Here is a 17,881-nt window from a genome sequence, read left to right on the forward strand (position 1 = left end):
TCCCTACCAACTGACTTAGCCGCGCTTGCCCCGGCGCTTTTTTCGTTCTTTGCGCTCTTTAAAAGGCATGGCTATGGCAGCAAATTCTTTTAATGCTCTGCGATATACATCTCGCTTGAAAGACACAACCTGCCGCACGGGATACCAATAGCTGACCCAGCGCCAACCATCAAACTCCGGCGTACTGCCACGTTGCATATTCACCTTAGACTCATCGCATTCTAGACTGAGCAGAAACCACTTCTGCTTTTGCCCGATACAAACCGGCTTGGAATCCCAGCGAACCAGCCGCTTGGGTAATTTGTAACGTAGCCAATGGCGGCTAGACGCCACAATCCGTACATCCTTCTTGGTTAGCCCTACTTCCTCGTATAATTCCCGATACATGGCTTGCTCAGGGGTCTCCCCCTCATCAATCCCACCTTGCGGAAACTGCCAGGAATGTTGTCCATATCGTCGAGCCCAGAATACTTGGCCATGGCTATTACAGATCACAATACCCACATTTGGGCGGTACCCATCGCCATCAATCACTGGACGACCTCAATTAAATCTCTATTAATAGTGATTTTTTCACAGACAACCCTATGGGTAAACAAACATTGTTATTTATCCGTCTATTTTCCTAGCTGAGCCTCACAATATGGATAACTTTTCGCTGCTGGATACTTTATAAACATCACAATGAGACATAGACCACATTTATACACGATTTCTGTGGATAGAATTGTGAAGAAGCCGTCAATCCCGTGGGTTAGTGTATCAAACGCAACAACAAAAGGACGGGTCACCACTGCATAAAAACCCAATAAAAACCTTACTAAACATACACTAAAGCATAAAAATCGAGTTACAGCGCCACTTTATAACAAGATCATCCCTGCCACATTTTTAGATCGGTCAAAGATCAACCACCCAGCATTTTATCCACATCAAAAAGCACCAACCACTCAAAAAACCACCATCCAACTGGTCAAATTACCAACCAACCCCTGTATAAATGCACAGATGAGGTATAATAAAGTTTTTTGCCACCCAACCCTGTGGATAACTGGGGAATAGGATCCTCCACCGCGGCTATGGTAGGATCGCCTGCCATACAGAAGGTAAACACCATGCAACCGACCCCGAAGACTGAACAGGAACTTTTGATGCGTGCCAACGCACTGGCCGGGATGACCCTCGGTGAACTGGCGCAAATAGCCAATATCACTGTCCCGCCAGATCTGCGACGTGACAAAGGCTGGGTGGGTCAACTGCTGGAATGGCACCTCGGTGCCAGTGCTGGCAGCAAGCCGGTACCAGACTTCGCGGACCTCGGCATTGAGCTCAAGACCATTCCGGTCGGGTATCACGGCAGGCCATTGGAAACCACCTTCGTTTGTGTGGCTCCGCTGATAGGGCTGCACGGCCTGTGCTGGGAAAACAGTCATATTCGCCACAAGCTGGCCCGGGTGCTGTGGATCCCGGTAGAGGGTGAGCGCGATATTCCCTTGGCCGAACGCCATGTCGGCTCTCCGCTGCTGTGGAGCCCTTCGGCAGAAGAGGAGCAGCAACTAAGGCAAGACTGGGAAGAGCTGATGGATATGATCGTGCTCGGCCAGGTCGAGCAGATCACTGCCCGCCACGGCGAAGTGCTGCAACTGCGTCCGAAAGCCGCCAACAGCAAAGCGCTGACAGAAGCCTACGGTGCCAACGGCCAGCCGATAAAGACCCTGCCGCGAGGCTTTTACCTCAAGACCCACTTCACCGCCGGCTTGCTGGAAAAGTACTTTATTCTGTAAAGCGGCTTACAAGGCGATGGTCATATCTTCCCGGCATTGGCTGAGCTGGCCGTCAGGCGAGAACTCATCATAGGGATCAATCACCCGGAGCGTCACACTGGTGATCCCCAGCGGGCGTAATAACTCCCCTGCCTGTTCGATCGACTGGAACTTAACCATCTCCCCGCTATCGGTCTTGAGCGGCTCGAGGTGGTGCTTGTACTCCACCTCAAGCAGATAATCGGAACATCCAGCATAGCTGGTCAGGATGCATGCCGGAATCGACCCGGTGCCCGCTTTGGTCCAGTGCTTCAATTGTGACAGTTTCATGCCCCCTCCCCAACCTTACCCGACAAAGGTTAACTATTGGCCACAAAGCCGAACCCGGCAAGGTCAAGTGCGAGACAGCTCAATGTGTTGTGGGTCTTCTCACAGTATAGAACTCGCGTTATAGTCGAAGAGAGAACATCTGATGAGTCCAAGGAGGGCTAATGAAATACCACAAGATCCCCCACTCGAGTCTTGAGGTCAGCAAAATCTGCCTCGGGACCATGACCTTCGGTGAACAGAATAACGAGCAAGACGCGCACAGCCAGCTTGACTTGGCTTTTGAACGCGGGATCAACTTCATCGATACTGCCGAGATGTATCCTGTCCCACCAAATAGAGAAACCCAGGGGCTGACAGAAACTTTTATTGGCAACTGGTTGAAAAACAAAGGGGTGAGGGATAAGGTGGTTCTCGCCACTAAAGTCGCTGGCCCGCGTAACCTCCCCTACATCCGGCCGGAGATGGCCCTCGACCGACGCAATATCCACGATGCGGTTGAAGCCAGCCTCAACCGGCTGCAAACCGACTATATCGATCTCTACCAGTTACACTGGCCGCAGCGTGAAACCAACTGCTTCGGCCAACTCAACTACCAATACCAAGAAGATCACTCCGGTGTGACCCTGACCGACTCGCTCGACGCATTAGCCGAACTGGTCCGGGCCGGAAAAATCCGCTATATCGGCTTGTCCAACGAAACCCCATGGGGCGTGATGTCTTTTTTGCGCTTGGCCGAAAAGCACGACCTGCCAAGGGTTGTGACCATCCAGAACCCGTACAACCTACTCAACCGCAGCTTTGAAGTCGGCCTGTCCGAAATCAGCCACCATGAAGGCGTCGAGCTTCTGGCCTACTCACCGCTGGCATTTGGTACCCTGAGCGGCAAGTACCTCAATGGTGCACGCCCGCAAGGCGCTCGCTGTTCCCTGTTCGAGCGCTTCTCGCGTTACTTCAAACCACAAGGGATTGCCGCGACCGAGGCCTATGTCAACCTTGCCCATGAGCACGGATTAGATCCGGCCCAGATGGCACTGGCTTTCGTCAACCAGCGCCCCTTCGTCGCCAGCAATATCATTGGCGCGACGACACTTGAGCAGCTCAATGCCAATATCGATAGTCTGGATATTGAACTGAACACCGAGGTGATGGAGGCGCTGCAAGAGATCGGCATTCAGTATTCCAACCCTTGCCCATAACTCCCTCAAGCCCCTGCGGCAACTCGCAGGCAAAAAAAAGCCCCCGTAATACGGGGGCCGAAAAACATTAGCTCAACCAACTTAGGTAGACACCTTTGTTGATGCCCGGCTACTTTACCTAAGCCTCGCCAAAGGCTCTAGAGCGTATTCGTCGCAAAGCGTTGGTAAATGTTACAAGCCGTGACGGGCTACGGCGGTTGCTAACAGTTCGTCATACTTTCCCCCCGCCAACGCATCGCGGGGGAGGCATCACGTCACAAGTCTTGATTTATATTCCCGCCTCAGGTGTCGTACCTTACGAACCGCTGAAGGGCTCAGTTGATCTTGAGAAATACGGAACTCGTTATCAACCCCGATATCTTTGAGCATATGTGCTGAAAGGGGATAGGGCATGTGTACCTGAATACGGCGGTGTTCCCTTCGCCACTGAGCGTCCTCGCGTTTAACATCAAGCTGAACAAGAAAGACTGCAAGGCGTAAATAGACTGATTGGCGCATAATCGTGCTCTCCATATAAATGATAGATAGTAGGAGGGACACAGATCCTGCCGTTTAGGCTGACAACATAAGTCAATAACTTAACTAGCCGCGACAGAAATCCGCGGCCCATTGACACAGCGGATTGCCGTTAATGATTAGGTTTGATGCTGGTATCACCGCAAGAACAGGTGTGCGACATCATGACAGTAATTGGCATATCAGTTCCTCCGGCAATAAGTTATAAAGATGTGAAATATGGGGTTATTGTAACAAGCGCCGAATACAAAACAACCACTTAGGCAGTAAATGATGACAAAAACAACAATACTCTAACTCTGCCGATGAAAGGCCGACTTTGATGAATTATTCACCAGCATCCGGGCCGATTCCAGTCTATGACACCTTACCTATCCTGCCGAAGGTGTTTGGGTGGGGGGACCAGATCATGCTTGTTAAGTAGGCGGTACATCGTTGCCCTTGAAATACCGAGCTCTCTGGCCGCGGCGGAAATCTGTCCTTTGTTGTTTTCGAGTACCGCCAAGATTGCTCCACGCTCAGAATCAGAGCGGATTTCCTTGAGGCTTTGCTTGTCATCCATCGTTCTCGGCAGATCAAGATGCTCCACGTCGAGTATCTTGTCATCACTCAACAGAATCGCCCGCTTGATATGGCCTATCATCTCCCGAACATTGCCTGGCCACGAATAGTTCATCAGCAACTGGCCCGCTTCCGGTGATAGCTTTTTGACCGGGCTGTTATACTGCCGGGCAAATTTAAGCATGAAAAATTCGGCCAGCAACACGATATCTTCCCCCCGCTCGCGCAGCGTGGGTACCGTGATCCCAAACGCACTGAGCCGATAATACAACTCCTCGCAGAGCAAACCTGACGCCAGCAGTTCATCCTGGGTATAGCGAGTAGACACCATCAAACGGATATCGGCGCTCACTCTCCTACCGGTTTCAGTCGTCAAGCTTTCATCACGCAGGAAACGGACCAAATCCTGTTGCCGGGCTAGGTCAAGGTGGGTGATTTCATCGAGGAACAATACCCCGCCATCCGCCGCTTGCAGACTGCACTTAGGCTGGTTCTCCGCCCCCACATCCACCATCCAGCTTTCGGTCAGCGACTCGCAATTGACACAGACAAAAGCCTCTCTACCACGCGTCGACGCTTGGTGGATAGCCCGGGCAACCAATTCCTTACCCGTCCCTATTTCCCCCTGGACCAAGACTGGGAGCTCCGTCATGGCGATCCGCTTTACATGGTGGCGAAGACTTTTCATTGCAGCCTGCTCACCCTGCAAGCCCGACTGACCGAACACACCAAGTTGCGGCCAGACCCGCCGCTCAAGCTGCAGCATCCCGCGTTGGTGGCCAATCGTATCGAGCAGTTGGGACTCCGGGACGGGATCGGTAAAGTAGTCAATGCAGAAGTTGAGGATAAATTGGCATATCACATCATGGTCCAACTGACGCTCGTGGACCAGCGCCAGCCATCGGACTTGTTTATTACGGTTCACCAAGCCAGCCACCCCTTGTAGGCTGAACTCGTCCCGGGTGAGATCGACCACGCCGATGCAGGGACCCACCTCCAGCAACAGTGATTCGGCGGCACGGAGATCGTAACAGCGATGGCAAGCCCAACCCGCTTGCTCCAGCATTTTTATCCACGCTGGTGCACCGCCCCCCAAGATCACCAAAGTCCCCAATACAGTGCTGCTTCCATTTGCTCTTTTCATCCGCGATACCTCTCGGCCAGTGCATCCATGCAGACGAGGGACTTATACAGACATCGGCTCACCCATGCCCAAACCACGTTATCCCCAACCCACGAACACGATCCAATCAATGCGCAATTAATTTAATAATAAAATTGTAGCTAAATCTGGCGATTGGAAGAAATATTGGACGCAAATAAAAAAAAGCGCCCGGAGGCGCTTTCAATTTTCAACATGTCCAGCTATGTTTCTTAGCTCACAGTGACACGCTCGGACTGCGGTTCGGCATCAGCTTCAACGCTGCCTATTTCATTTTCTGATTTAGCCACAATAGTATTGACTGCAGTATCACCAACCACGTTCGAGCTGGTACAGAACATATCATTGATACGATCAACCGCTGCAACAATCGCAAGCCCTTCTGGCGGCAGACCCAGCTGGTGCAACAATACACCAACCATCACCACACCACCGCCCGGTACCCCACCGGCACCGATAGACAGCAACAGGATGGTCAGGCCGAGGGTAAAGATATCCGCGCTGTTGATTGGCTGGCCAAACGCATTGGCAACAAACAGGGTAGCTAAAGCAATATAGATAGACACACCGGACATATTCATGGTCGCACCAAGAGGCACACCGAAGCCTGCCACAGACTTAGACACACCAATCTTGTCAGTCAGGGTCCGCATGGTCACCGGAATCGTGGCGTTCGAGCTCGCGGTTGATAGCGAGAACAGGATCTGCTCGCGGGTATGGCGCAGGAAAGCACTCGGCTTAATGCCAGTAGTCAGGCCTACCATCATTGGATAGAAGAAGAAAATCCAGAACACCAGCATCGAGACAACCAAGGCAACATAACCGGCTACCGACATCAGGGTATTGGCATCCAAGGTGGCACCCAGTTGGATCATCAGTGCAAATACACCGAATGGTGCCAGGCTCATGACCAGCCCGACCAACTTCATCATGATTTCGTTGGCCATTTTGAACGTCTTGATTGCAGGGCCGCCACGGGTGTCAAGCGCCTGAATGGCCAGGCCAGTCAGGATCGCCATGAAGATGATCTGCAGCATGTCGCCATTGGCAAACGCCTGTACCGGATTGCTCGGTACGATGTTGACGATCAGGGAAAAGATATCCGGCGTTTCGGTCGTGGTCAGCTGCACAGCCTCAGTCACCGTACCGGCCAAGTTAGCCCCCGCACCCGGCTGGATAATCATGCCAATAGTCAGGGCTGCGGTGATCGCGATGATAGTATTAATAATGTAGAGGGCAAAGGTTTTACCACCAAGGCGACCAAATGCGGTAATGTCTTTCAGTTCAACGATGCCGCAAACTATCGACACATACACCAACGGCACGACCAACAATTTGATCAGCGAAACAAACATGCCGCCAGCCCCTTCAGCCAGGCCGAGCACATAAGTATCCATCAAGGTCACGCCGTTGAACAGGTACTGTATTGCCGTACCGATAATCAGGCCGGCAAACAGGCCTGCAAAAATCTTTCCTGATAGCGATTTCTTCATCGTCCATCTCCAGTCTGTTGTGCTTGTAAAAACTCTGTTTACTTGTTGTTCCCGCTGTCCATCGCGAGATTGAGCGTCATTTTACACAGCAACATCAAACTTAAAAGAACAATTTTTACAATTTAGCTACAGTTGAAATACAATGTTAATTACCGCCATTTCACGAAAAATACAAAATAAAACACCAAAACCCATACAAAACGGCAACTTATTTGCACCATCATTAGCAGAAAGTATGGCGGCATATTGGCCGATCTACAGTCTTGTCAATTACGGAAAACGTGTGCTCTGTCACATGCAAAAATTCACTATATGAACATTTTTCCACCGCCTTTATTATCGAAAACCATCAAAAATGGCTTTCCTGAGCCCACTCAGAAAAGCCATTTGGATACTGTTACGGATAGTTTGCCCACCCTAATATAACCGGTTAATCATTCAAGAAGAGAAAGACTGGCAAGTCTCGTCGGTCACAATATTGGAGACAAAACCACCACCACCGGAGAACCAATAACGCACCCCAAGCCCCTGATGAATCTCATGGCCCAATTGCTGGCAGATAAACGGAAACTCTTCCTGTTCAAATTCCTTCTGCCCTAAATTCCATGACCATCTTGGGTTCGGCAGGCGGTATATTATGGTGAGCAAAGAAGTGTCTGAGTCAAAGTGGTAGGTCTGCACGCCACCTCGAAAAGGTGTACTGGGCAGGGTATTGAGCTGATTCAACTCCTGCTTGTAGACATCGGGGAGGCTTCCCTGATAATGACTCTCCGGCGGTACCAACTGAAGCGATGTACACCCCACCAATACACTGCCAGTCATAACCAATGTAGCAATGCGAAATTTCATTACAATCCCTTGTATTTATTAGCTTTTCAATAGTGATTATAAAATGGCCGACCATCCTGTTTTGCAGCTCACTACACAAAAATGCCGCCCCGTCGTTCTCTGCTCAAAAAAAAAGCCACCCGAAGGTGGCTTAGTAGTGCAGTTCACGTCGCTTACGCGTTGTTGTTCTGCGGGCGCATTGCCGGGAACAGAAGTACGTCACGGATCGTGTGAGTATTGGTGAACAGCATCGCCAGGCGGTCGATACCGATACCCTGACCCGCTGTCGGTGGAAGACCGTGCTCCAGTGCGGTAATATAATCCGCATCGTAGAACATCGCCTCGTCGTCACCCGCATCTTTGGCTTCAACCTGAGCCTTGAAGCGCGCATCCTGATCTTCAGCATCGTTTAGCTCGGAGAAGCCGTTTGCGACTTCGCGACCGCCGATGAAGAACTCGAAACGGTCGGTGAAGAACGGGTTGTCGTCGCTACGGCGAGCCAATGGCGAGATATCTGCCGGGTAACCAGTGATGAAGGTTGGCTGGATCAGTTTAGGCTCAGCCGTTTCACCAAAGATCTCCTCAAGCAGCTGGCCGCATGTCCAGAAATCTTCCACTTCAACGTGAACAGACTTGGCAATCGCAACCATAAGCTCACGGTTCTGCAGATCTTCTTCTGTCAGCGCCTGAATTTGCTCGTGATCAGGGTTGTAGTGCTTGATCGCCTCGAACATGCTCATGCGTGCATACTTGCCACCAAACTCAACCATCTCGTCACCGTAAGGCATAGACGTTGAGCCCAGTACGTCCATCGCCACCGTGCTCAGCATCTCTTCGGTCAGATCCATCAGATCTTTGTAGTCCGCGTAAGCCTGGTAGAATTCCATCATGGTGAATTCAGGGTTGTGACGTGGCGATAGGCCTTCGTTACGGAAGTTACGGTTGATTTCGAACACACGATCGAAACCACCAACGACCAAACGCTTCAGGTATAGCTCAGGCGCAACACGCAGGTACATATCAATGTCCAGCGCGTTGTGGCGGGTAATGAACGGACGTGCCGTCGCACCACCAGGGATCACGTGCATCATTGGCGTTTCCACTTCAAGGTAGCCTTTCGACATCATGAAGTTGCGGATAGAAGCCACCAGCTTAGAGCGGATGATGAACGTCTTGCGCGACTCATCGTTGACGATCAGATCAACATAACGCTGGCGGTAGCGCATTTCCTGGTCTGTCAGACCGTGGAATTTCTCCGGCAGAGGACGCAGTGCCTTGGTTAGCAGCACGTACTCTTCCATGTTGACGTAAAGATCGCCTTTGCCTGACTTGTGCAGGGCACCTTTCACACCGATGATGTCACCGATGTCCAAGCCAGCGTATTTCTCTTTCAGCTCTTTCTGAACCGCCTTGTCAGCATAAGCCTGAATACGGCCAGATACATCCTGGATAGCAAGGAAAGGACCACGCTTAGCCATGATACGGCCAGCAATCGCCACAACGTTGCCCGCTTCTTCCAGTTCTTCTTTGCTCAGTTCGCCGTATTTAGCCTGCAGATCTGCCGCTAGGCTATCGCGACGGAAATCATTTGGGTGGCCGTTTGCCTTGCACTGCTCGCGGATTTTATCCAATTTCGCGCGACGTTCAGCAATCAGCTTATTCTCATCTTGTAATTGATCAGTCATGGGTTAACCCTTAAATGTTTTAACCGGAGTCGGTTACAGACCTGATTTCAGGCTGGCTTCAATAAAACGGTCTAAATCGCCGTCAAGTACGGCCTGGGTGTTACGGTTTTCCACCCCGGTACGCAAATCTTTGATTCGGGAGTCATCCAGCACGTAGGAGCGGATCTGACTGCCCCAGCCAATGTCTGACTTGGCATCTTCATTGGCCTGCTTCTCAGCATTTTGCTTCTGCATCTCAAGCTCGAACAGTTTTGCTTTCAACTGTTTCATGGCCTGATCTTTATTCTTGTGCTGAGAGCGGTCGTTCTGACACTGCACCACGGTGTTGGTCGGCACGTGGGTAATACGTACCGCCGATTCGGTGGTGTTAACGTGCTGACCACCGGCACCCGAGGCACGGTACACGTCAATACGCAGATCAGACGGGTTGATCTCGATATCGATATTGTCGTCCACTTCCGGGTAGATAAACGCAGAAGCAAACGACGTATGGCGACGGCCGCCAGAGTCAAACGGCGACTTACGCACCAGGCGGTGAACCCCGGTCTCAGTCCGCAGCCAGCCGTATGCGTATTCACCGCTGATACGGACTGTCGCCGACTTCAGGCCCGCCACATCGCCTTCAGACACTTCGATCACTTCGGTCTTGAAGCCTTTCGCTTCAGCCCAGCGAAGGTACATGCGGAGCATCATTGATGTCCAGTCCTGTGCCTCGGTACCACCCGAACCTGCCTGCAGGTCGATGTAGCAATCCGAACTATCGTGATCGCCAGAGAACATGCGACGGAACTCAAGCTTGGCCAGTTTGCTCTCTAGCTCGGCGAGTTCTGGTTCAATCTCGTCAAATGTCTCTTGGTCTTCTTCTTCTACCGCCAGCTCAAGCAGACCCTCGACGTCTTCTACGCCTTGATCCAGCTGGTCGATAGTGTCAACAACCGCTTCCAGGGATGCACGCTCTTTGCCCAGCGCCTGTGCACGCTCTGGCTCGTTCCATACATCTGGTTGCTCTAACTCTGCATTAACCTCTTCTAGACGCTCTTTCTTGGCATCATAGTCAAAGGTACCCCCTAAGGACATCAGTACGCGCTGATACATCCTCAAGTCGGTTTTTAATAGGATTAATCTCGAACATTGCCACTCTTCATTGCCGAAATGGACATAACCGGAGGATTCTATCGAATTGTAGATAGAATATACAGGGAAAAGGGAAGGGAATCGGTGAATTTATTTTATTAAGCTGATCACAAAAACACCCCCTACCGCTTACCCGCGTTATTGGACTCACCGCCCTGCCATGGGCACACTGGCAGGGCGCTAACGCCAGCCAGCCATCACCCAAGCGGCTGGAGAAACCCCGTCAAAGGGCAGCAATATGCTCCACCAGCAACTGGGCGCTGCGGTTGCCTCGGAACTCGTTAACATCCAGGCGGTAAGCCAATTCAACCTGCTGGACCGACGCATCGGGCCAGCGGCGGACATCGACATTGAACGCAATGGCATCAATCACGCTGCCGCCAGCCAATGGCTCAAGCATCATCTTGAGGTGCTTGCTGCCTACCAGCTTCTGATGCAGCAGACGGAAACGGCCATCAAACATCGGCTCGGGGAACTGTTGCCCCCACGGGCCACCGGCCCGCAGCACTTCTGCGGTCTGCAAGTTCAGCTCCTGCGGCGTCAGCTCGCCGTCGCTGAGCAGCACCCCGCGCAAGGCATCCTCGTCCAGTTCGGCACGCACCGCCTGGTCAAACGCCAGGCTAAAGGCCTCGAGCTTCGCCTCCGGGATAGTCAGCCCCGCCGCCATGGCGTGGCCACCGAACTTGAGGATCATACCCGGATTCTGGGTATCAATTCCGTCGAGTACATCACGCATATGCAGGCCCGGGATTGAACGGCATGACCCCTTGAGCTCGCCATTGCCGGCATCGGCAAAGGCGATCACCGGGCGGTGATACTGCTCTTTGATCCGCGAGGCGAGAATGCCAATAACGCCCTGATGCCAGTCACGCTGGAACAGCGCCAAGCCGTATGGCATATCCTGTTGGTTGAACTTTAGGCGCTCGCAGATCGCCACCGCCTCTTCTTTCATCCCCTGCTCAATTTCCTTGCGTGTCTGGTTGAGGGCATCCAACTCGGTCGCCATTCGGCGTGCCGCCTGGATATTGTCACACAGCAATAGCTCGACCCCGAATGACATGTCATCCAAGCGCCCCGCCGCATTGATCCTCGGTCCGAGGGCAAACCCCAAGTCAGTGGCGACCAGCCGGGCCGGATCACGGTTGGCTACTTCAATCAAGGCGCGGATCCCCGGCCGGCACTTGCCCGCCCGGATACGCTGCAAGCCCTGATGGACCAAAATCCGGTTGTTGCCATCGAGTGCCACCACATCAGCCACGGTACCCAATGCCACCAAATCGAGCAGCTCCGCCAAATTAGGCACAGGTAGCCCCTGTTCGGCAAACCAGTTTTCCTCACGTAGCGCCGCCCGAACGGCCAGCATCAGATAGAAGGCCACCCCCACACCACAAAGGGCCTTGGAGGGAAAATCACACTCATGCAAATTCGGGTTGACGATCGCATCCGCCTCCGGCAGCGTATCCCCCGGCAGGTGGTGATCGGTGACCAGCACCTGGATCCCCCGCTCTTTCGCCGACGCGACGCCCGCGATCGAAGACACCCCGTTATCCACCGTCATGATCAACTCGGCACCGCGCGCGGCGGCCTGCTCGACCACTTCCGGGCTCAAGCCATAACCATCGTCGAAGCGGTTGGGCACCAGGTAGTCAACATTGCGGCTGCCCAGCATCCGCAGGGCCAGTACCGACAGTGCCGAGCTGGTCGCCCCATCGGCATCAAAATCACCCACCACGATGATCCGGCGCTGCTCGGCCAGCGCCTGCTTGAGCAGGGCCACTGCCGGGGCAATACCATACAGCTGGTTATAACCCAGCAAACCGCGCACCCCGCGCTCCAATTGGGCTTCGCTGGTGATACCGCGGGCAGCATATATCCGCTGCAACAGCGGGGGAGTAACATCGGTAAACTGGCTGGTATCGGCTTCTGGACGGCGTTTAATTTCAATCATCGGAACTATCTATCGGCAGGGGGAGGTTAAGGTTACTTGGGTATACCACGCATCAAGCCATTATAGGCTCTGGGCATAAGTGGGCAACAGAAATTCGATACCCAAAAAAAAGCCCCGACCAAGGCCAGGGCTCTTTAGCGATTTAGCTGCGGTTATCCAGCATCTTGCGCAGCATCGGTGCCGGCTGGTAGCCAGGCAGCATGGTACCATCTTCCAAAATCATCGCCGGGGTACCGGAAACGCCCATCGCGACACCCAGTTGGTAATGTTTCTTCACCAATTCAGTTCGCTGCTCGACACCTTCCGGGTTGAAACTGCCTTCTTTGGCCTGATCCATCGCCTTGGCCGGATCTTTGGCTCCCCAGATAGCACTCATTTCGCTGAAGTTGCGCGAGCGCTCACCGCCTCGCGGGAAAGCCAGGTAACGAATCGTAATACCGGCATCGTTGTAAGCCTGCATCTCGTTATGGAGCTTACGACAGTAACCACAGCTGGTATCAGTAAACACAGTCACCACGTATTTTTCGTCCTTGGCCGGATAGACGATCATTTCGTCCTCCATGCCCTGCAGCTTGGCCTTGTTCATTTTGGCCATCTTCTGCTCAGTCAGGTTAACCGGCTCGGCATCCGTGGCCTGATACAAGCTGCCAAGAATAAAATGGCCGCCATCATCGGAGACATAAAAAATACCGCGGTCAGTCACGACCTCGTTAAGCCCTGGCAGCGGAGAAGCACTGATGGTAACCGGCACCAACCCCAGTTTGCTCAACTTACTGGTAATTGCCGCCTCATCGGGCTTAGCTGATGCCGTAAAGGCTGTCATTGCGACTGCGGTTGCAAGTAACGTACGACCCAAAAAGTGCATGTGACTCTTTCCTTTCAAATAATAAATGCGTGCCGGGCTGTAGCGCTCTCCGCCAGCCCCCATCACTACTGGTAGACTTTATACCTAGGTTACTCGGCTATATGACCCCGATAGTGCAAAAAAATTTCATATTCCGCAAAATATCTCAACCTCTTCTAGTATACACCCAAGCAGCACGCGGAGGCAGGATCGCTTTTGCGCTAAGGTGGGTGCCCACGCACTTAAGCGCGTGGATGGTGCGCTTGATGAAGCTGCTTGAGACGCTCAGTCGCAACATGGGTATAGATCTGGGTGGTCGACAAATCGCTGTGGCCAAGCAGCATCTGCACCACCCGCAAATCTGCCCCGTAGTTGAGCAAGTGGGTCGCAAAGGCATGGCGCATCACGTGCGGCGACAAGGTCTCGCCGTCAATGCCCGCCTTGACGGCATAATGCTTGATCCGGTGCCAAAACGTCTGACGAGTCATCTGCTTGGCCCTTTTGCTCGGGAACACCACATCCGAACTTTTCTCGCCCAGCAGCTGTGGACGGCCGCTTTGCAGGAACTGCTCAATCCAATCAATGGCATCTTCCCCCATAGGTACCAGGCGTTCCTTATTACCCTTACCTATAACGCGGACCACACCTTGGCGCAAGCTGACATTTTCCATGGTCAAGCTGACCAACTCGGTAACACGCAAGCCAGTGGCATAGAGCAACTCAAGCATGGCCTTATCCCGCAGCTCGATAGGGTCATTGGGATCAGGGGCCGACAGCAAAGCATCGACCTGCTCTTCGGTAATATCTTTGGGCAGGCGCTTGGGTAGCTTGGGACTCACCAGCATGGCACTGGGATCGTCATCGCGCACCTTTTCCCGGTTCAAATACTGGAACAACCGGCGGATCGCCGATGCCATCCGGGCCCGGGAGGTCTGCTTGTAATCGGCGTCAAACAACCACTGCTGGTAGCGCTGCAGATCGTCGCTCGATACCGTCTCAAGGGTCAGGCTTTGCTCTTCGAGCCAGTTCTCCATCTTTTTCAGATCATTACGGTATGACATCAGGGTGTTTTCAGACAGACCCCGCTCCATCCACATTGCATCGAGAAACCGCTCGATGATCACTTCATCGTTTTCCACTACAACCTCGGTGTCCGTTTCGGGCAATGACTCACTGCCCATAAAAACACATGGATAAATACACAGTAGTCAATGGTAGACGATTTCCCTGCAAATGTAACGACCCAGCCACTCTGGGGCTAGAATTTCTGACTCAATCACTCAGAAATAGTCAAGACCGCCCAAGGTAGGTAGAATCCCCTCATTATTCATTCGTAACTCATTGGACAAGCAGCATGAAGATTGGCTTATTCTACGGCTCAACCACCTGCTATACCGAAATGGCCTCGGAAAAAATCCGCGACTGCATTGGTACCGAACTGGTTGATTTACATAACATCAAAGAAGCAGAACTCACCGAGATGAACCAGTACGACATGCTGATCTTGGGGATCTCTACCTGGGATTTTGGCGAACTGCAAGAAGACTGGGAAGCCGTGTGGGAGCAGCTTGACGGACTGAGCCTGAAAGGCAAAACCGTGGCCCTGTTTGGCCTAGGCGATCAGGAAGGCTATACCGAGTGGTTCCTCGATGCGATGGGCATGCTGCACGACAAATTGCTGCTAACCGGTGCCCAGTTTGTCGGCTACTGGCCTAATGAAGGGTATGAGTTCGAGGCGTCAAAAGCATTGACCGATGACGGCAAACTGTTTGTCGGCCTGGCACTGGACGAAGACAGCCAGTACGAGCTGAGCGACGAACGAATCACCGCCTGGTGCGAGCAAATCCTCACCGAGTACAGTGAAACGCTATAACGCCAGCCGCTATCGCCAAACTCCAGGCGAACACCGAAACGAAAAAGGGATGCCGAGGCATCCCTTTTTGCTACGTACTGTAAAACACGTCCACAGTTAGGCTGTTTGGCCTTCTTGCTGGGCGGCTTTCTGCGCACCGACAAAGTAAGTCACTACCAATGCCGCGAAGGTTGGCATCAGCCACGCCATCCCGTAATCGAACAGTGGCAGTACGCGGAAAGCAGAAACATTGAAACCTGCTACCTTGGCCGCATCAATCATGCTGAACGACAAAGCTACCAGCATCACCACACGGTAGGACAGTGCAGGGTTTGGCAACCAGCGGCGGATAAAGGTCAGGATAACCAGTGCCATCGCAATTGGGTACAGGGCAAACAAAGCCGGTAGGGACAGGACAATCAGCTGGTTCAGACCAACATTGGCCACCACACAGCAAGTCACTGACAGTACCACGGCCCATTTTTCGTATGACCAGCTTGTCAGTGAAGAGAAGTACTCAGAACACGCACTGATCAGGCCAACCACTGTGGTCAAACACGCCAGCAACACAATCAGTGACAGCATCATCTGGCCTGCAGGGCCAAACAGAGCCGCAACGTAAATCGCCAGGATGTCACCACCGTTTGACGCATCGGCTGCGATATTCACACTGGTTGCGCCCAAGTAGAACAGGGAGATGTAAACAAACGCCAGACCCGCAGCGGCGATAAGGCCAGCCATGACCAAGTATTTGCGAGTTGCCTGCTCGTCGCTCACGCCCTTGCTGCGAACGGCATCAACTATCACCATACCAAACAGCAACGCCGCTACCGCATCCAGGGTGTTGTACCCTTCGACAAAACCTTTAAGGAAAGGCATTTCGATATAATCGCCACGCGCGGCCTCAATTGCATCCTGCGGGTTGGCGACAACGCTGACAGCCAGTGCCACCAGAGCAATGAACAAGATTGGAGTCAGGAACTTACCGACCATATCAACCAGATTACCGCGAGAGCGAGACAGGACCATCGCAATGCCAAAAAAGACAATTGAGAAAAGAGTAAGGCTAAGCTGTCCTGCATCGGCAATAAATGGCTTCACACCCATTTCATAGGCCACCAAACCGGCACGCGGAGCGGCGAACGCCGGACCGATGACGATAAAAATCAGCACTGCCAGCAAGGTGGCAACTTTTGACGGCAGATCTTGGGTCATCCCTTTCCAGCCGCCTGCGACAGCAACGGCAATGATGGCGACAAGCGGCAAGGTTACACCGGTTGAAAAGAACCCGAGCATTGCCGGAACGAGGTGATCACCGGCCTGCTGGCCAGCCTGTGGCGGGAATATGATATTACCTGCGCCCAGGAAAAAAGCGAAGGTCATAAAACCCAACGCCATGATATCGGTTAAACTGAGTGACTTTTTCAAACTGCACCTTCCACTCTGATGTTATGTTTGCTGTTTTCGTAACTTTTGTTATTTTTTTGGCCACAAAAAAGGATTACCTGAATGTGACCTTGCTCGCAGCATAATGACGAAAAAGCAGCCAACAAGCAACACCATAGTGAAAAACACCATAATCTTTGGCTGCGCAACTCAAAAACCAGCACGAACAACCAATCCGCCCCACCCAAACAACAGATAAAACCAATAAAAGCCACTTATAAGAAAGATAAAAAACAGAATTAATAACTATGCAACATCTATTCAACAGAAGGTTGCCATTCTGCAATTCGCCACTGGCGGGCTATAATGCCATGGTCAAAAACATAACAAGGTCCAGCAACACCATGGCAAAAGGGTTCACCTTCAAGCAATTCCACGTCAACGACCACGGCTGCGGCATGCCTGTCAGTACCGATGGCGTCATGCTCGGCGCCTGGGCAGCGCTACCCGTATCGGGCCAGATCCTCGATATCGGCACCGGCAGTGGCCTGCTCGCGCTCATAGTCGCGCAGCGCACGGCTGAGCACGGCAATGCCATCACCGCCATAGAAGTCGATGATGGGGCCGCGCAGGCTGCCCGGCGTAATTTTGCGGACTCCCTATGGGCACCGCGCATCGGGCTGGCCCATCAAACTATCCAGGGCTGGGCCAGCCAGCAGCCTGCCGGCAGCGTGGCAGCGATTGTGTGCAACCCTCCCTACTTCAATCACGGCGAGCAGGCCGACTGCCAGGCGCGGGCCACGGCGCGCCATACCGATACCCTGCCGCATCATGAATTACTGGCGGCTATCCGCCACCTGCTGAGTCCCTCGGGGGTTGCTAGCCTGATCCTGCCGGTTTATGAAGGCGAGCAGTTGATCGAATCCGCTCGCGCCCACCAGCTATTCTGCCAACGGGTTTGCGAAGTAAAAACCACGGAGCGTAAAGCCCCTGGCCGGCTGCTGATCGCTTTAACTGCCGGCCCATCAGCGCAACTCAACGAGCAGTTGGTGATCCACCAAAATGGCGAGTACAGCCAAGCATTTGTTGCCCTAACCAAGGCGTTTTACCTGAAAATGTAACGGAACACCTGCATTCGGTTTGGTGATTTGCGGAAGTTTTTGTACTTTTATCGGTGATCGTT

At 52.8% G+C, this 17,881-nt stretch carries 16 protein-coding genes; 4 read left to right on the forward strand and 12 right to left on the reverse strand.

From position 1 onward, the window contains the following. Positions 1-15: 15 nt before the first annotated feature. Entirely contained in the window at positions 16-534 is a 519-nt protein-coding gene (gene rppH / locus C9J03_RS10100; protein WP_039465987.1) for an RNA pyrophosphohydrolase, read from the reverse strand. A gap of 581 nt (positions 535-1,115) precedes the next feature. Here rppH and mutH point away from each other — a divergent pair. Then, positions 1,116-1,784 carry a DNA mismatch repair endonuclease MutH gene (gene mutH / locus C9J03_RS10105; protein ID WP_044624194.1) on the forward strand — a complete coding sequence of 223 codons (669 nt, stop codon included), beginning with the start codon at positions 1,116-1,118 and terminating at the stop codon, positions 1,782-1,784. A gap of 6 nt (positions 1,785-1,790) precedes the next feature. Here the strand turns inward: mutH and C9J03_RS10110 are convergent, their stop codons facing one another. Then, on the reverse strand, positions 1,791-2,093 hold the full coding sequence (locus tag C9J03_RS10110) for a DUF6482 family protein (protein WP_039465984.1): 303 nt from the start codon (positions 2,091-2,093) through the stop codon (positions 1,791-1,793). A gap of 161 nt (positions 2,094-2,254) precedes the next feature. On the opposite strand from C9J03_RS10110, the gene C9J03_RS10115 reads away from it, so the two are divergent. After that, positions 2,255-3,289, forward strand: coding sequence for an NADP(H)-dependent aldo-keto reductase (locus C9J03_RS10115; protein ID WP_044624195.1), 1,035 nt, complete (start codon positions 2,255-2,257; stop codon positions 3,287-3,289). A 249-nt stretch (positions 3,290-3,538) separates the two neighbouring features. Here C9J03_RS10115 and C9J03_RS10120 read toward each other — a convergent pair whose 3' ends face one another. The 9 genes from C9J03_RS10120 to xerD all read right to left on the reverse strand — a co-directional run bounded on the left by C9J03_RS10120 (position 3,539) and on the right by xerD (position 14,599). Beyond that, on the reverse strand, positions 3,539-3,787 hold the full coding sequence (locus tag C9J03_RS10120) for a hypothetical protein (protein WP_044624196.1): 249 nt from the start codon (positions 3,785-3,787) through the stop codon (positions 3,539-3,541). A 385-nt stretch (positions 3,788-4,172) separates the two neighbouring features. Next, positions 4,173-5,510 carry a sigma-54-dependent transcriptional regulator gene (locus C9J03_RS10125; RefSeq protein WP_044624197.1) on the reverse strand — a complete coding sequence of 446 codons (1,338 nt, stop codon included), beginning with the start codon at positions 5,508-5,510 and terminating at the stop codon, positions 4,173-4,175. 230 nt (positions 5,511-5,740) lie between these two features. After that, on the reverse strand, positions 5,741-7,021 hold the full coding sequence (locus C9J03_RS10130) for a dicarboxylate/amino acid:cation symporter (protein ID WP_044624198.1): 1,281 nt from the start codon (positions 7,019-7,021) through the stop codon (positions 5,741-5,743). Between the two features lie 438 nt (positions 7,022-7,459). After that, a complete protein-coding gene (locus C9J03_RS10135; protein WP_044624199.1) occupies positions 7,460-7,870 on the reverse strand; it encodes a hypothetical protein in 411 nt (136 codons plus the stop codon). A gap of 152 nt (positions 7,871-8,022) precedes the next feature. Continuing rightward, positions 8,023-9,534 (reverse strand): lysine--tRNA ligase, encoded by a 1,512-nt coding sequence (gene lysS, locus C9J03_RS10140; protein WP_044624200.1) that lies wholly within the window; start codon positions 9,532-9,534, stop codon positions 8,023-8,025. A gap of 33 nt (positions 9,535-9,567) precedes the next feature. Further along, positions 9,568-10,666 (reverse strand): peptide chain release factor 2 gene (gene prfB, locus C9J03_RS10145; RefSeq protein ID WP_107291697.1). Its coding sequence is split into 2 segments (ribosomal slippage): positions 9,568-10,590 and positions 10,592-10,666, totalling 1,098 coding nucleotides; the frame shifts between segments, so codons are not numbered across the junction. Between the two features lie 225 nt (positions 10,667-10,891). Then, the gene (recJ, locus tag C9J03_RS10150; protein WP_044624201.1) at positions 10,892-12,616 is read right to left on the reverse strand and encodes a single-stranded-DNA-specific exonuclease RecJ; all 1,725 of its coding nucleotides are present in this window, start codon (positions 12,614-12,616) and stop codon (positions 10,892-10,894) included. 142 nt (positions 12,617-12,758) lie between these two features. After that, complete coding sequence (gene dsbC, locus C9J03_RS10155; RefSeq protein ID WP_044624202.1) at positions 12,759-13,481, reverse strand: bifunctional protein-disulfide isomerase/oxidoreductase DsbC; 723 nt, start codon at positions 13,479-13,481, stop codon at positions 12,759-12,761. 221 nt (positions 13,482-13,702) lie between these two features. After that, a complete protein-coding gene (gene xerD, locus C9J03_RS10160; RefSeq protein WP_044624624.1) occupies positions 13,703-14,599 on the reverse strand; it encodes a site-specific tyrosine recombinase XerD in 897 nt (298 codons plus the stop codon). 215 nt (positions 14,600-14,814) lie between these two features. On the opposite strand from xerD, the gene fldB reads away from it, so the two are divergent. Then, positions 14,815-15,333: a flavodoxin FldB gene (gene fldB, locus C9J03_RS10165; protein WP_044624203.1), complete on the forward strand. Its 519-nt coding sequence runs from the start codon at positions 14,815-14,817 to the stop codon at positions 15,331-15,333. A gap of 96 nt (positions 15,334-15,429) precedes the next feature. On the opposite strand, the gene brnQ is transcribed toward fldB, so the two are convergent. Continuing rightward, the gene (gene brnQ, locus C9J03_RS10170) at positions 15,430-16,740 is read right to left on the reverse strand and encodes a branched-chain amino acid transport system II carrier protein (RefSeq protein WP_044624204.1); all 1,311 of its coding nucleotides are present in this window, start codon (positions 16,738-16,740) and stop codon (positions 15,430-15,432) included. Positions 16,741-17,102: 362 nt separating this feature from the next. Here brnQ and C9J03_RS10175 point away from each other — a divergent pair, with 362 nt between their 5' ends. Next, positions 17,103-17,819: a tRNA1(Val) (adenine(37)-N6)-methyltransferase gene (locus C9J03_RS10175; RefSeq protein ID WP_044624205.1), complete on the forward strand. Its 717-nt coding sequence runs from the start codon at positions 17,103-17,105 to the stop codon at positions 17,817-17,819. The last annotated feature ends 62 nt before the right edge of the window (positions 17,820-17,881 follow it).

The organism is Photobacterium gaetbulicola (assembly GCF_003025515.1).
In the GTDB taxonomy this organism is placed as follows: domain Bacteria; phylum Pseudomonadota; class Gammaproteobacteria; order Enterobacterales; family Vibrionaceae; genus Photobacterium; species Photobacterium gaetbulicola.